This is a genomic window from Micrococcus sp. LASM2_SD2, assembly GCF_057364565.1.
Map to the genome: position 1 here is coordinate 24,809 of NZ_JBNFOB010000003.1, position 14,167 is coordinate 38,975.

Consider the following 14,167-nt stretch of genomic DNA (forward strand, 5'->3'; position numbering starts at 1 on the left):
GGCGGGAGACTGTATTAGGCAGATCCCACGGTGGGGCTTCGTGCTCTCGCTGGCAGCGACCATTCTCATGATGGCCGCTGCCAGCGCGCCGTCCTTGTTCTATCCCCAGATCGCCGAACGGCTCGGACTCATCCCCGTCGCCACCACACTCGTGTTCGCGGTCTACACCTTCACCCTCCTGGCCGCGCTGCTCTACCTCGGACCACTCTCCGACCACGTCGGCCGACGTCCGGTCGTGGCCGCCGGTTCTTTGGCGCTGGCGCTGAGCGTGGCCATGTTCTGGTTCGCCGGTAGCCTCGCGGCGCTCCTGGTCGCCCGAGCCTTGCAAGGGCTCGCAGCGGGTCTGCTGATCCCGGCGCTGTCGGCGATGATGATCGACTTCGAGTCCCCGTCACATCGGAACATCGCAGCCCTGTGGAACACGATCGGCCCGATGATTGGCCTTGGGGCCGGGGCTCTCGGTGCTGCACTTCTCCTCGATCTCACCTCCGAACCGACAACTGCCGTCTTCGGGTCGCTCGTGCTTGCCTTCCTCATCGTGGCAACGGTCGTGTGGAGCACACCGGAACTGGTCCCGAAGACCCAGATACGACGTGGCGACCTCCGTCCGCGGTTCACCGTGCCACCGCACCTACGCCGCATGTTCACCGTCGGAGTGCCCGTGATCATCGCCGGGTGGGCGACCAACGGACTCTTCCTTGCGCTCGGAGCCGACCTCGTCGGCAGTGAGCTTGGGGGCTCCACGCACACCCAAGCTGGGATCGTCCTCTTCGCACTGGCGATCTCCGGAGTCACCGCCTCCTCCGTCCTACAGCGGCGTTCCGCCCGCACCATCAGCCTGTATGCGACCAGTGCCCTGGCGTTCGGCACCGCAGTGAGCATCGGCGCCCTCGCACTCGGTTCCTACCCAGCCTATGTCGCCTCGGTCGCGATCGTCGGTTCCGGGTTCGGCACAGCGTTCCTCGGGGTACTGCGCACACTCATGCCCCACACGGCATCGTCGGAACGCGCCGCCGTGATGGCTGTGATCTACACAGTTGCCTACCTGGCATTCGGCGTGCCCACCATCGTCGCCGGATTGCTCGTGCCGGTGCTCACCCTGTCGGGGACGATGACGATCCTCGGTGCGATCATCATCGCCCTCAGCCTCGTCGCCACCGTCCTGCGCCTGCGCATCCCGCACCCGGCCGCAGGCCCGGCAGAGGCTGACGACTTCCCCGAGCCTCCCACCGGCTCTCACCGCCGATCCGCACCCGACCGAGAGGAGCAGCCATGACCTACGTGATCGCGCTTCCCTGCGTGGACGTCAAGGACCGCGCCTGCATCGACGAATGTCCTGTCGACTGCATCTACGAGGGCGAACGCTCGCTCTACATCCACCCCGACGAATGCGTCGACTGCGGAGCCTGCGAACCGGTCTGCCCCGTCGAGGCCATCTACTACGAAGACGACCTGCCCGACGAATGGTCTGACTACTCCAAGGCCAACGTCGAGTTCTTCGACGAGTTGGGTTCTCCCGGAGGAGCCGCGAAGACCGGACCGACGGGCTTCGACCATCCCCTCATCGCCGCATTGCCCATCCAACACGAGCAGACCCTCTGAGAAGGGGTTTCCGATTGATCCATACCGACACAACACACAAGTCTTGACTAGTACCCCCTAGGGGTATAGGGTAGGCATATTGATGAAAGGAAATGACATGCAGAGGAGACTGCGAACAGGACTGGCAGCGGGAGCCCTCGGAGTGGCGCTCGTGCTCGCCGGTTGCGCCAGCGGAGCAGACGACAACCAGCAGACCGACCCCTCGGCTACTGAGGAGCATCAGGGCCACGGCGGCAACAACGCAGAAAGCGGTGATGAAGAGATGGAGCACCCGATGGACGGCGGACCGGCACCCGAGGGTATCGCCGAAGCCAGTGAGCCCACCTACCCTGTCGGTACCGAGGTGCAGCTCACGGCCGACCACATGGAAGGCATGGAAGGGGCTACAGCAACGATTTCCGGCGCATTCGACACGTACACGTACTCCGTGAACTACACGCCCGCAGGTGGCGGCGACCCCGTCACTGATCACAAGTGGGTCGTGCAGGAAGAAATTGAGGATGCCGGCGACGCGCGCCTGGCCGACGGCACAGAGGTGACTCTGCTCGCCGAGCACATGGAAGGCATGGAAGGCGTAAAGGCCATCATTGCTTCGTCCACCGATGAGACGGTCTACATGGTCGACTACGAGACGGACGGCATGAAGATGACGAACCACAAGTGGGTCGTCGAGAGCGAGATCCAACCAGCGTCCTGAGCCGACGTTCGCTTGCCCGGCCACCGGGTGAGCGGCAATCGGCCTGGCTCGATGACGGAGGAGAGGAATCATGACGGACCCGAACTCACAACAGCATCACGGTCACGAAACCGATACACCCGCCCACGGCGAGCATCACCACGGGTCTGTGTCCGCGCACGCCTCGGCGGATGCGCACGGCACGCGCGAGGGTCAGCACACCGGGCATCAGGGCCACGCCATGGACCACGGGCAGCACTCAGGCCACACGGGCCTCGACGAGCACGGCGGCCACGATGAGCATGCCCAGCACGGTGGGTACGGAGATCACAGCGGCCATGGCGGGCACGGGGACCACGTTGGCCAGTTCCGCCGACTGTTTTGGATCAACCTCGTCATCGCCATCCCCGCGGTCGCCCTCTCACCGATGTTCGCCATGCTGCTGGGCTACGAGGTCCCCGGCTGGGCGGGCTGGGTCGCCGCGGCACTGGGCACCGTCATGTACGTCTGGGGCGGCAGGCCCTTCCTCACCGGTGCCGTCAGCGAGTTGAAGTCCCGCAAGCCCGGGATGATGCTGCTCATCGCTCTGGCGATCACGGTGGCCTTCTTCGCTTCCTGGGCCGCCACGCTCGGGCTCGTCCATCATGAGCTCGAATTCTGGTGGGAACTGGCGCTGCTGATCGTAATCATGCTGCTGGGCCATTGGATCGAGATGCGCTCCCTGGCCCAGACCACCTCGGCGCTCGACTCGTTGGCGGCACTGCTGCCAGACGAGGCCGAGCGCGTCGAGGGCGAGAACGTCGTCAAGGTGGCCCCAGCCGACCTCGACGTGGGCGACGTGGTCCTCGTGCGCCCCGGCGGCAGCGTCCCGGCTGACGGAACCATCGTCGACGGCCGCGCCGAGATGGACGAGTCCATGATCACCGGCGAGTCCCGCCCGGTCTCTCGCGGCGAGGGCCAGACCGTCACCGCCGGCACCGTCGCCACCGACTCCGGCCTGCGGGTGGAGATCACCGCCACCGGTGACGACACCGCCCTGGCCGGCATCAACCGGCTCGTCGCCGAGGCGCAGAACTCATCCTCCCGCGCCCAGCGGATCGCCGACAAGGCCGCGGCCTGGCTGTTCTGGTTCGCTCTTGGCGCGGCGCTGGTCACTGCGGTCGTCTGGACGCTCATCGGCATGCCCGACGAGGCCGTCGTGCGCACCATCACCGTGCTCGTCATCGCCTGCCCCCACGCCCTCGGCCTGGCGATCCCGCTGGTCGTCTCCATCGCCACCGAGCGAGCCGCCCGCGGCGGCGTCCTAGTGAAGGACCGCCTGGCGCTGGAGTCCATGCGGCAGGTCGACGCGGTCCTGTTCGACAAGACCGGCACGCTGACCAAGGGCGAGCCCACCGTCACCGGCGTCGAGCCGACCGGCGAACTCGACGCCGACCAGGTCCTCGCCCTCGCTGCCTCGGCCGAGGCCGACAGCGAGCACCCGCTCGCCAAGGCCATCGTCACCGCCGCCAAGGACAAGGGTTTTGCCCTCCAGCAGGCCAGCGGCTTCTCATCCTCGCCCGCCGTCGGCGTCACTGCGACCGTCTCCGGCCAGGAGGTCCGCGTCGGCGGGCCCCGGCTGCTCGAGGAGACCGGTCAGCACGAGGTCGGCACGGCCGAGGCATGGCGCTCCGAGGGCGCGATCATTCTGCACGTTCTCCGCGGCGGCCAGGTGGTCGGCGGGCTGAGGCTCGCCGACGAGGTCCGGCCAGAATCCCGCTACGCCGTCGACGCCCTCCACGCCCTCGGCGTCGAGGTCGTCATGATCACCGGCGATGCCGAGGCGGTCGCGAACGAGGTCGGCAAGGAGCTCGGCATCGACCGCGTCTTCGCCGGCGTGCGCCCGGAGGACAAGTCCGCGAAGGTCTCCCAGCTGCAGGAAGAGGGCAAGAGGGTCGCGATGGTCGGCGACGGCGTCAACGACGCCCCGGCTCTGGCGCAGGCCGATGTCGGCATCGCGATCGGCGCTGGCACCGATGTCGCCATCGCCTCGGCCGGGGTGATCCTGGCCAGTTCCGACCCACGCAGCGTGCTCTCGATCATCCAGCTGTCGCGACGCGCATACGGCAAGATGAAGCAGAACCTGTGGTGGGCCGCCGGCTACAACCTTCTTTCGGTGCCGTTGGCGGCCGGTATCCTCGCACCGGTGGGACTCGTCCTGCCAATGTCGATCGGCGCGATCCTGATGTCAGCCTCCACCGTGGTTGTCGCGCTCAACGCCCAGCTGCTGCGGCGCATCGACCTTACACCCGAAGCTAGCACGCGTTCCGTCCTGGAGCGCCAGAAGTAAGGACATGCCCATGTCTGTCGATAACGATTCCCACCAGCACGGCTACATCAGCGACAAGGAGCGCTATCTCGGCCGCATGAAGCGCATCGAAGGACAGGCGCGTGGGATCGCGAAGATGATCGATGAGGAGAAGTACTGCATCGACATCCTCACCCAGGTCTCCGCCCTGACCCGTGCCCTCCAGGGGGTCGCGACTGGTCTGCTCGACGACCATCTCAAGCACTGCGTGCTTGATGCCGCCAAGCTCAGCGACGAGGCGGCCGTCGAGAAGATCCAGGAAGCCACCGACGCCATCAACCGGCTCGTTCGCTCCTGAACCCGGCCCCTGACCACCGCGTTCCAGGACACGGCGGGCACAAACCCTCAGGATGCCAGCGCGCTTGATCCTCGCCGACGCGCCGCCCGCCCGCGACGCGCTCACCTTCGCTCAGCGGGCCGCGCAGGCCGGTGCCCATGGCGTGCGCTTGCAGGCCGCAGCCGCGCTAACGCCCCGTGGCCCGCTCGACCGCACTCCTACGATCCTCGTCCTTCGCACGCTCCGCTCCGACCCCGAGCTGCAGTGCGACGTCACCGTCGACACCCTGACCGCGACCGCCGACCCCCTGACCCTGGCGCTGCCGGAGACCGCGCTGGCACCCGCCTGGACCAGCGTCGAACCCCCGCAACACGGGTGGAGACTTATTGCCGATGTGACCAGCCTGACGCTGATGCGCAGCGCCCGTGCCGGCATCGAGGCCGTCGCCCAAGCACTTCCCGACAAACCCGGCGACGATGTCGTCCGCAAGATCCGGGGCACGGTCTGGGGCACCCCGGACACGGCACTCGCATCGCTGCCACAAGGCGTTGCGTTCGCCGCCTACGTCTTCGGGTTCCTCAGCCGAGGAAACGGGGCCACGATCTCAACCGCCGGCCGTTGGACGCGGTTGACCCTCCCGACTGGACACGTGCTCCTGCGCGGACCCGTCGCCTCTGGCCTCACCCCGATCCGCCGCACCCGGCCACGCGTCTCCAAGTCCGTCACATCGATTGAATAACCCTTGATACCCTATAGGGGTATAGGGTAGTATTAATGACTATGAAAGAGGTTGAGCACGCGCACGCCACGTATGACACACCGCATCTGAATGCGGCGGTCGGAGTCTTCGCGTTGCTGGCGAATCTGGTGAGTGTGAAGATGATCCTCGCCATTCGCGACATCGAGGTCTCTGCCAATCATCTGGCGGACATCGTCGACCTTCCCGTCGACCAGACCTCCCACGAGCTTCACCGCCTGGAGTCGGCCGGGATCGTGAGTCGGCAGCGACGCGAGTCCCGCGACTTCTACCTATTGAACGGTGTGCATGCCGGGGCGCTGGCTGAGGCTGCGATCTTCCATGCCGAACATCAGCAGCAGGAACGCACTCGTGCAGGTTCTCCCACCTCGAACTTGCGACCGAACTGACAGAGGAGGCATCATGCCCCGTTTTTCCCGATTAACCCCTGAGACCGCAGTGGGGGCCTCACGAGACTTGCTCGGCGATCTCGTCGAGCGGCACGGCCAGGTCGGAGACATGGTCTCGACGATGGCGCACTCCCCGGCGGTGCTCGGCGGTTATCTCGACCTGAGCAAAGCCATGCGTCGCGCCAAGCTCGACCGTAAAGTCAGCGAGCTCGTTTCGATCGCCGTGCAGTCGAAGCAGGGATGCGGAATGTGCCTGGCCTCGCACATCAGCGCGGCACGATCGCTCGGGGTCAGCGATGACGAGATCGCACTCGCCCAGCAGGGTACGGCGATGACCAGCCCGGTCGCGGCGATGATCGCGCTCGGCCTCCAGGTCTACCGTGAGCCTACGTCGATCACCGACGAGCAGATTGACGAGCTTCGGGGATACGGGTACAGCGACCGTGAGATCTCTGATGTCGTCGGGGTCGTGTCGCTGAACATTCTCACCGGCGCCTTCAACCTGGTTGCTGGCCTCACGCCGGGCGACTGACTTCGCCGGCGACTTGGTGCCTTGGCCGAGAGGATAGGCAGCGGCCTGCAAAACCGTTTACACGGGTTCGAATCCCGTAGGCACCTCCACTTCCCGCTGAGCCCAATAGGACACACGTCGCAGGAGGCGAGTGATGGAGAGCCAGCACATCTCCAACGGGGACATGACACGCGCCGCGCGCATCCTCGTGAAGGTGAGCGCCCAATATATCGCCCGCGAAGCCAACGTGACCAAGGAAGAGTTGCGCGACTTCGAGAAGGGGCGACACGACTTGTCGGAGAAGAAGCAGGAGCGTGTGCGGGCCGCCCTCGAAGAATTGGGGGCAGAGTTTCTGCCTGACGGACCCAACGGCGGCTACGGCATCCGTCTGAAGTTCGGCCGTTCCAGGATCTACTCACTTGAACGTTGCGAGGGCGAGGGCGGGCCGCGGCTCACAACAGAGTCTGATCGTCGGACCCAGGCCCATGTGCCCTTCTCGGAACCGGATTCAAACCTGCCTTTTCACCTGGAAGATCGCACCACGGCCTCACTGCGCATCCTGGTGCCGTTGCGCCTGGGCCGGCTTTGGCCGTCACACCTTGCCTCTGTTCCAGGAATGGAAGCGCGGGCACGCTGAGCTCATCGAATACAGTCGCCCGACGGACCCGATCTGGGCGCTGCGCGACGGGGGCGATCGATGCCGCACTCATCCGCTCTTCTCCACCCAAACGTGCCATTGGTCCGGGTTTGGAGCGGTTACCGCTGTTCACCGAACGCCTGGTTGTATCGGTGACGAGCAGCGACTCCCGTGCCCGGCAGGAGTCGGTGACCCTAGCCGATCTCGCTGACGGGCCGGTGGCGGTCTGCGCGACCGCTCCGACGGCCACCGGGGAGCTGTGGAGTACGACTGCTCACATGCCGCGCACGATCTCGGTGGCGAACACGGGCGAGTGGTTAACCCGCATCGCTGTCGGCGACGCCATCGGCATCACTGCAGAGGCGACAACGCACAATCACCGCGCGCCGGAGGTGGTCTATCTGCCCATCGAGGATGCCCCACCGGTGACCGTGGCGCTGACCTGGCCAGGGCAGAGGAGGAGCCACCCGCAGGTGGGGGTCGTCGCCACCTGCGCACAGGACTACTTCACCCGACTCATCGACATCGGCTCCCCACCCCGCCTGCTCTCCACCGGGGCCGATGGTCAGCTGGCGTAGCTTCCCACTGCAGCTATGCGACCGACCATCCCCCAGGTAGCCCATCCTCGGGTGCGACGGGACCCCTGAGCTTCATTCCGCGTCGGAGCGACATATCACACTCGACAATATCGCTCTAGAGCGATATGATCGGCTTATGGCGATGATTCAAGAGAAGGGGGCAACCCTCGACGAAGTGGCGACGGTAGCGTACGCCCACCTGTTCCAGGCATTTGCGGAGCCGACGAGGTTAGCGATCGTGCAGCACCTCGCCTCCGGGGAGCACCGGGTCCGGGACCTGGTCGAGCACATGGGCCTGGCCCAGTCCACGGTGAGCAAGCATGTCGGCTTCCTCGTCGAGTGCGGCCTGGCGACGATGCGCCCGGAAGGGCGCTCCACCTGGTACTCGCTGGCACAGTCCGAGCTCCTGCGTACCCTCATCGCCGCTGCCGAACGCCTCCTCGATGCCACCGGCACGCAGGCCCTGCTCTGCACGCACCTGCGACTCCCACATACCCACCACGCGTCAGATACGGACAAGAAGTAGACATGGGCGCAGGACACAATCACGGCCCCGCCGCCAGCGAGACCGGTCACCCCGGAGATTTCCGCAAGAAACTCTGGATCGCATTCTCGATCACCGCGACGATCGTCGTTGCCCAGGCCATGGGCTCGGTCATCACCGGCAGCCTCGCATTGCTGACCGACACCGCCCATGCCATTACCGATGCGTCCGGCCTGCTGGTCGCACTGATCGCCGCGACGCTGATGCTCAAGCCCGCCAACTCCAAGCGCACCTGGGGGTTCCGGCGTATTGAAGTGATCGCAGCCCTCGGACAGTCGGCACTGCTGCTGGCGGTGGGCACCTACGCCGCCATCGAAGGCATCCGGCGACTGTTCGAGCCGCCGGAGGTGCCCGCAAGCGAACTGCTGATATTCGGCATCATCGGCCTGGTCGCGAACATCATCGCCATCACCATCCTCGCCTCCAGCCGCGGCTCGAACTTCAACATGCGTGCCGCGTTCCTCGAAGTTCTCAATGATGCCCTCGGGTCGCTCGGAGTGATCATCGCGGCGATCGTCATCGCCACGACCGGGTTCATGCAGGCCGATGCCATCGCCGGACTGCTTATCGCCGCATTGATCGTGCCTCGCGCGTTCAAGCTCATGCGCGAGACCACTGGCGTCCTTATGGAGTTCACTCCCAAGGGCCTCGACCTCGACAAGGTGCGTTCGCACATCCTCGAACTTGACCATGTCAAAGATGTCCATGACCTGCACGCCTCCACTGTGGCGACCGGCCTGCCGATCCTGACCGCCCACGTCGTCGTCGAGGACGAGTGTTTCACCGACGGTCGTGCCGCGCAGACGCTCCACGAGATCAAAGATTGCGTCGCAGGACACTTCGAGGTCTCCATCCATCACTCGACCTTCCAGATCGAGACCGAGCACATTGCCGAACATGAACCGGAAATCAGCAAGCACGACTGAACGCAGTGCCCCTCCCGGGCTCGTTCCGGGCGGGGGCGCTTCCGCGTCACGCAGGTAGGCACTACCCCTATGGGGTAGTAAGGCCAATTGGCACCACGGGCAGACACGGGAAGGAATCCCATGAAAAACTTCAGGCCATTCCCGAAGTACGGCGGAACGAAAACCGCTGCAATCACCGTCGTGGTCGGTGCTTTCCTGCTCACCGGATGCACGGCCGCCAACGACTCATCCTCAGCCTCCCGGCACTAACGATCAGCTGTCACCAGTTCCTGCTTCACGCCCGCCAGCTGTTTCTCAACTGCTGACCTTTGCCTCGCAGCACGCTTCAGCACAGATTCGCAAGGCTGCACGCGAGAGCATCCCCGACTGATAGCCCGCCGTCGACCACGAGAGGTGACTCCTCTGCACCCGGTGCCTGAGGCGGAAGTCGAGCGGCAGGTGGCACGGCCTCAGAATCGCCTTCCCGGCATGAGCGCACTGTCAGGCGCGCGCTGGGACATGTCCGCGACGCAGCGGTCAGGGTGGTCGGCTAGATGTACTGACCCTGGGCGTTGATGACTCTCTCGGCGGCCGAGGGGTACATTTCACAGACCCCGCTGAAGGTTTTGCTCCGAGAAGGGTTCACCGCGTGTCGTGTGAAATCTTCGCTGCATCTCTACAACAGCACAGGAAAAGGCACTCTCACCGCCGGACTTCCCTGGCTGAATCAAGGAACTCCCGACAGCATGCTCACCGCCCTATCGTGGGCCCATGGGAGAAGTCGTGTACCTCGCGGATAGAGCGGACCAGCACCGGCAGCTGCTGTGGCGGGAAGCGATCGGCCATGTCGTTCGGCAGGAGCGGCACACGCGACGAGAGCGGCTCACAGACGTGGGCGAGCGGGCCGGTATCGCTCCGCAGTACCTCTCGGAACTCGAGCGCGGCCTCAAAGATCCGTCCTCCGAGGTGCTTCACGCGGTCTCTGACGCCCTCGAAACTCCTGTCCACGAGATTGCCCGCCGCGCTGCGTCCGTACTCGACGGGACGGCCTGCCTCGGCCCCACGGTCCTGGCAATCGCAGCCTGACGCCGCTCACAGCGGATCAGCCCCACGTCGATGTGTCCGCCAGACACACTGAAGACATGCAGATCCTCCTTCTCGGCGGTACCGGCTTCCTCGGCCGTGAGCTCGCCCGCGCCGCACTCGACGGCGGCCACGCCGTGACCTGTCTCGCCCGCGGGTCCGCTCCCGCCGCATCCGGTGCCAACTTCGTCCGCGCCGATCGGGACGACCCCGATGCCCTCGCTCCCGTCGTCACCCAGGCGTGGGACGCCGTCGTCGATCTGACTTCCCACCCGGCCCACGCCCACGACGCCGTGCACCAGCTCACCGCCCGCCATCGCCTTCTCGTGTCCACCACCAGCGTGTACGCCGCGTTCGACACCCCAGACCAGGCCGAGGACGCTCCCCTGGCCCCGCCCGCGGACGTCGACCTGATGACCGAGATGAGCCAGTACCCCGGGGCCAAGCGCCGCTGCGAGGAGATCTACCGCGCTGCCACGGGTCCCGTGACGGTGATCCGCCCCGGGCTGATCGGCGGAGCCGGCGACGACACCGGACGGTCCGGCTACTACCCCTGGCGGTTCGCGCACCCGACCGGTACCGACGTGCTGGTGCCCGATGCGACGTTCCCCGTCTCCGTCATCGACGTGGCAGACCTGGCCGCGTGGATTCTGCATTGCATGGAACACACGGTCACCGGCACGTTCAACGCCGCCGGTCAGACCCACACCTTGGCAGACCTGTACCGGGCGAGCATCGAGGTCACCGGGTCCACCGCCCAGCCGCGCGTGATCCCCGACGACGTCCTGCTGGCCCGGGGCATCGCCCCGTGGGCCGGGCCGAACTCGCTGCCCCTCTGGATCCCGGTGCCGGGGTTCCGTCACGTCGGCAGCGTCGACTCCTCCGCCGCCCTCGCCCACGGGCTGGTCCGCCGCCCGCTGGCCGAGACCCTCGCAGCCGCCCTGGCCACCGAGGAGGAACGCACGACGGAACGCCCCGTGGGGCTGACGGATGCGGAGGAGAGCGCCCTGCGCGCCGCGTGCAGTCCTCGTTGCATCGAGACGTCTGGACCGGATCGGAGTCAGTAGTTCCCTGCGATGGCAGGATGGTGCCATGCCGGACGCCGTCTTCGACCACCCCCGATTGGCCGCCGTCTACGACGTCCTCGGATCACTGGATCGCCCCGACCTGGACGAGTACACGGACATCGTGCGGGACGAGTTCCCTGCCTCGACGGTCCTCGACATCGGATGCGGCACCGGCGCCTTCGCCCTGCGGCTGGCGAAGCACGGCATCGACGTCGTCGGGTCGACCCCGCGGCGGCTTCCATCGACGTGGCGCGGGCGAAGTCGGGCGCGGAGGCTGTGACGTGGGTCGTGGGAGTGGCCGAGGACGCGCCACCGTCGCAGGTGGATGCAGTCACGATGACGGCGAATGTCGCTCAGGTGTTCCTCGACGACTCCGCGTGGGACGCCACGCTCCAGGCCGCCCATATCCGGCTCCGGCCCGGCGGGGTGCTGGTCTTCGAGGCCCGTCGACCCGAGGACAGGGCCTGGGAGCGCTGGACGAAGGCGGCCACCCACCGCCTCGTCACGGTGCCGGGCGCAGGCGAGGTCGAGACATGGACGCAGACGACCCGCATCGACGGGGAGCTGGTGACGTTCGACTCTCCGACCGTGTTCCGCGCCGACGGCCAGCGGCTGGAGTCGACCTCCACACTGCGCTTCCGAACCCGCCGTGCGATCGAGGCTGCACTGGTCGCCGCCGGATTCGATCTGGTCGACGTGCGCGACCTGGCGTATGCACCCGGGCGGGCTTGGCTTTACATCGCCCGCCGGCCCGATGACTCCCCCCGGCCATGATGGCCGCACGCGACGGCACGCCATCGGATCATTCGTCGGCCGCGCACTGGCTGCTCACGCACACCCCTGTGCTGGTCGTGCCAGAGCTCTCCCGCCGAGGAGTGCCCCGGCTTGTGGGGTGGTCCGGGGCGACGATGACCTCGCTGCACCCCCGAGGTCCCGAGCAGTGGCTCACAGCTGGCTTGACGGTGCTCCCCGAGATCCGCCGAGCCGGTATCGGCCGACGCCTCCTGCAGGCCGTGATCGAGGCCGTCGAGACACTCGACGTCCGCTCCCTTGACAGCGTGGTGAACGCCCGCATACATGAAGGGGCGCTCCTGTGAGAACCCAGCCGGAAGCTGACGGCCCAGCAGCCCAGACGACGACTCCTCCCTGGCACTGGCCAGCCCCCACCACGGGCAGCCCCGCCTGGACACGCCTGGCCCAATGGACCGCGGACGGACACCATCTGCTCCACGGCTCCGGGACCGCCGGCCTGGGTCGCCTTGAGCCCCGCGCCCCGCTGGACCACAGCCCGGACGAGTACTCCAAGCGCACCGCGGTGTTCGCCACCGAGGACCTAACCTGGGCCATCGCCTACGCCGTACGCGCGTCTGACTGCCGCAGTTTCTCAACGCCTGCTTCTACCCTGGCGACCGGCCGGGCACGCCCGCGCAAAGACGACTGTTCTTCTCCTATGGCCGCCGGACCGACGGGACCGTGCCGGTGTCTCCCGGGGTGGTCTACGTCGTGAAGGCGAGGTTCTTCGAGCGCCAGCCGCCGGCGTGGGATGTCGACCTGGGACAGGTGATCACCGAGTGCCAGTGGACGAGCCGGGACACAGTAGACGTCGTCGCGGCGGTCCGCGTCACTCCGGCTGATCTGCACGGGCCCATTCCAACCCACGATTCGGCCGAGGTCAGTGCACGGATGACCCAGTGAATCGCTCCGGGTCTGGTGGAGGCTCTGATCCAACGGAAGGATGCAGAGCATGCCCGCACCACGGAAGTACCCCGACGAGCTCCGCGAACGCGCCACGCGGATGACGCTGGAAGCCCGTCAAGACCCCGCCACGAGGACCGGAGCATTCCGCCGCGTAGGAGAACAGCTCGGGATCAATCCCGAGACGCTGCGCAACTGGGTCCGCCAAGCCGAGATCGACCACGGCCACCGCCCCGGAATTACGACCAGCGAAGCCGCCCGGGTGGCCGAGCTGGAGAAGGAGAACCGTGAACTACGGCGGGCGAACGCGATCCTGCGCTCGGCGTCGGCTTTCTTCGCGGCGGAGCTCGACCGCCCACAGCGCTGATCGTGGACTACATCGACGAACACAAGCACGAGTTCGGTGTCGAGCCGATCTGCGCCACGCTGTCCGCGGCAGGCACACAGATCGCACCGAGCACGTACTACGCGGCCAAGACGCGCCCTCCTTCAGTGCGTAGCCTGCGCGATGAGCAGGTGCTCGTGGAAATCCGGCGGGTGCATGAGGCCAACTACGGGGTCTACGGGGCCCGGAAGGTCCACGCGCAACTGCGGAGGGAGGGCCTGCAGGTGGCCAGGTGCACGGTGGAGCGGCTCATGCGAGCCGCAGGCCTGCGCGGGATCAGCCGCGCGAAGGGACCGAGGACCACGGTCCCAGGCCCCGGCCCGGATGAGCGTCAAGACCTGGTCCAGCGAGACTTCACCGCGGCGGCTCCGAACCAGCTGTGGGTCGCTGACATCACCTACTGCCGCACTTTCAGCGGATGGGTGTACGCCGCGTTCATCATCGACGTGTTCTCCCGACGGGTGCTGGGCTGGCAGCTGTCGAAGTCGCTGCGCACGGACCTGGCCCTGGACGCGTTGGAGATGGCGTTCTGGACGCGTCAGCGCGCAGGCCAAGACGTGGCCGGGCTACGGCATCACAGCGATAAAGGAATCCAGGGTGGATTCAATCGGTCGTCGCAACACCCTCTCGGAATCACTGGAGGTATGGGCGATGGCCAGCAAGGACTGGGCGAGGAAGATCAGTGACGTGCCCGAGGGGACACGTCGGCAGTGG

At 66.5% G+C, this 14,167-nt stretch carries 18 protein-coding genes, 1 tRNA gene, 1 pseudogene and 1 other annotated feature; all 20 genes and pseudogenes read left to right on the forward strand.

All coding sequences use genetic code 11. From position 1 onward, the window contains the following. The first annotated feature begins 40 nt into the window (after window positions 1-40). Window positions 41-1,276: an MFS transporter gene (locus AC2W7A_RS00575; RefSeq protein WP_135101183.1), complete on the forward strand. Its 1,236-nt coding sequence runs from the start codon at window positions 41-43 to the stop codon at window positions 1,274-1,276. Continuing rightward, the gene (gene fdxA, locus AC2W7A_RS00580) at window positions 1,273-1,602 is read left to right on the forward strand and encodes a ferredoxin (protein WP_088477532.1); all 330 of its coding nucleotides are present in this window, start codon (window positions 1,273-1,275) and stop codon (window positions 1,600-1,602) included. The genes AC2W7A_RS00575 and fdxA overlap by 4 nt, the downstream gene beginning before the upstream one ends. Window positions 1,603-1,699: 97 nt before the next feature. Beyond that, window positions 1,700-2,299 carry a YdhK family protein gene (locus AC2W7A_RS00585; protein WP_088477531.1) on the forward strand — a complete coding sequence of 200 codons (600 nt, stop codon included), beginning with the start codon at window positions 1,700-1,702 and terminating at the stop codon, window positions 2,297-2,299. Between the two features lie 406 nt (window positions 2,300-2,705). Beyond that, window positions 2,706-4,607, forward strand: a complete 1,902-nt coding sequence (locus AC2W7A_RS00590; RefSeq protein WP_227718676.1) for a heavy metal translocating P-type ATPase — start codon at window positions 2,706-2,708, stop codon at window positions 4,605-4,607. Window positions 4,608-4,617: 10 nt separating this feature from the next. Next, window positions 4,618-4,923: a metal-sensitive transcriptional regulator gene (locus AC2W7A_RS00595; protein WP_088477530.1), complete on the forward strand. Its 306-nt coding sequence runs from the start codon at window positions 4,618-4,620 to the stop codon at window positions 4,921-4,923. A 64-nt stretch (window positions 4,924-4,987) separates the two neighbouring features. Next, on the forward strand, window positions 4,988-5,641 hold the full coding sequence (locus AC2W7A_RS00600; protein ID WP_224356247.1) for a DUF8185 domain-containing protein: 654 nt from the start codon (window positions 4,988-4,990) through the stop codon (window positions 5,639-5,641). A gap of 35 nt (window positions 5,642-5,676) precedes the next feature. Then, window positions 5,677-6,048: an ArsR/SmtB family transcription factor gene (locus AC2W7A_RS00605; protein ID WP_102708274.1), complete on the forward strand. Its 372-nt coding sequence runs from the start codon at window positions 5,677-5,679 to the stop codon at window positions 6,046-6,048. A gap of 13 nt (window positions 6,049-6,061) precedes the next feature. Next, entirely contained in the window at window positions 6,062-6,580 is a 519-nt protein-coding gene (locus AC2W7A_RS00610; RefSeq protein ID WP_088477527.1) for a carboxymuconolactone decarboxylase family protein, read from the forward strand. A gap of 15 nt (window positions 6,581-6,595) precedes the next feature. Continuing rightward, a tRNA-Cys gene (locus AC2W7A_RS00615) sits at window positions 6,596-6,669 on the forward strand. A gap of 44 nt (window positions 6,670-6,713) precedes the next feature. Next, window positions 6,714-7,196 carry a hypothetical protein gene (locus AC2W7A_RS00620; RefSeq protein ID WP_180971856.1) on the forward strand — a complete coding sequence of 161 codons (483 nt, stop codon included), beginning with the start codon at window positions 6,714-6,716 and terminating at the stop codon, window positions 7,194-7,196. Further along, the gene (locus AC2W7A_RS00625) at window positions 7,145-7,774 is read left to right on the forward strand and encodes a LysR substrate-binding domain-containing protein (protein WP_088477526.1); all 630 of its coding nucleotides are present in this window, start codon (window positions 7,145-7,147) and stop codon (window positions 7,772-7,774) included. The genes AC2W7A_RS00620 and AC2W7A_RS00625 overlap by 52 nt, the downstream gene beginning before the upstream one ends. Before the next feature lie 175 nt (window positions 7,775-7,949). Next, window positions 7,950-8,300: an ArsR/SmtB family transcription factor gene (locus tag AC2W7A_RS00630; RefSeq protein ID WP_224356246.1), complete on the forward strand. Its 351-nt coding sequence runs from the start codon at window positions 7,950-7,952 to the stop codon at window positions 8,298-8,300. A gap of 2 nt (window positions 8,301-8,302) precedes the next feature. After that, window positions 8,303-9,244 (forward strand): cation diffusion facilitator family transporter, encoded by a 942-nt coding sequence (locus tag AC2W7A_RS00635; RefSeq protein ID WP_088477524.1) that lies wholly within the window; start codon window positions 8,303-8,305, stop codon window positions 9,242-9,244. A 750-nt stretch (window positions 9,245-9,994) separates the two neighbouring features. After that, entirely contained in the window at window positions 9,995-10,309 is a 315-nt protein-coding gene (locus AC2W7A_RS00640) for a helix-turn-helix domain-containing protein (protein ID WP_406906670.1), read from the forward strand. 56 nt (window positions 10,310-10,365) lie between these two features. Further along, window positions 10,366-11,373 (forward strand): NAD-dependent epimerase/dehydratase family protein, encoded by a 1,008-nt coding sequence (locus AC2W7A_RS00645; protein WP_485989640.1) that lies wholly within the window; start codon window positions 10,366-10,368, stop codon window positions 11,371-11,373. A 25-nt stretch (window positions 11,374-11,398) separates the two neighbouring features. Next, window positions 11,399-11,653: a hypothetical protein gene (locus tag AC2W7A_RS00650; RefSeq protein ID WP_485989641.1), complete on the forward strand. Its 255-nt coding sequence runs from the start codon at window positions 11,399-11,401 to the stop codon at window positions 11,651-11,653. Beyond that, the gene (locus tag AC2W7A_RS00655) at window positions 11,536-12,147 is read left to right on the forward strand and encodes a methyltransferase domain-containing protein (protein ID WP_485989642.1); all 612 of its coding nucleotides are present in this window, start codon (window positions 11,536-11,538) and stop codon (window positions 12,145-12,147) included. Before AC2W7A_RS00650 ends, AC2W7A_RS00655 begins: the two co-directional genes overlap by 118 nt. Then, entirely contained in the window at window positions 12,147-12,470 is a 324-nt protein-coding gene (locus tag AC2W7A_RS00660; protein ID WP_485989645.1) for a GNAT family N-acetyltransferase, read from the forward strand. Before AC2W7A_RS00655 ends, AC2W7A_RS00660 begins: the two co-directional genes overlap by 1 nt. A gap of 647 nt (window positions 12,471-13,117) precedes the next feature. Beyond that, window positions 13,118-13,435, forward strand: a complete 318-nt coding sequence (locus tag AC2W7A_RS00665) for a transposase (protein WP_006943480.1) — start codon at window positions 13,118-13,120, stop codon at window positions 13,433-13,435. Further along, window positions 13,396-13,524, forward strand: a sequence feature (AL1L pseudoknot). Its footprint overlaps the gene before it by 40 nt. Further along, window positions 13,438-14,037: pseudogene (locus AC2W7A_RS00670) on the forward strand (IS3 family transposase); the annotation flags it as partial. (Overlaps the previous feature by 87 nt.) Window positions 14,038-14,167: the final 130 nt, after the last annotated feature.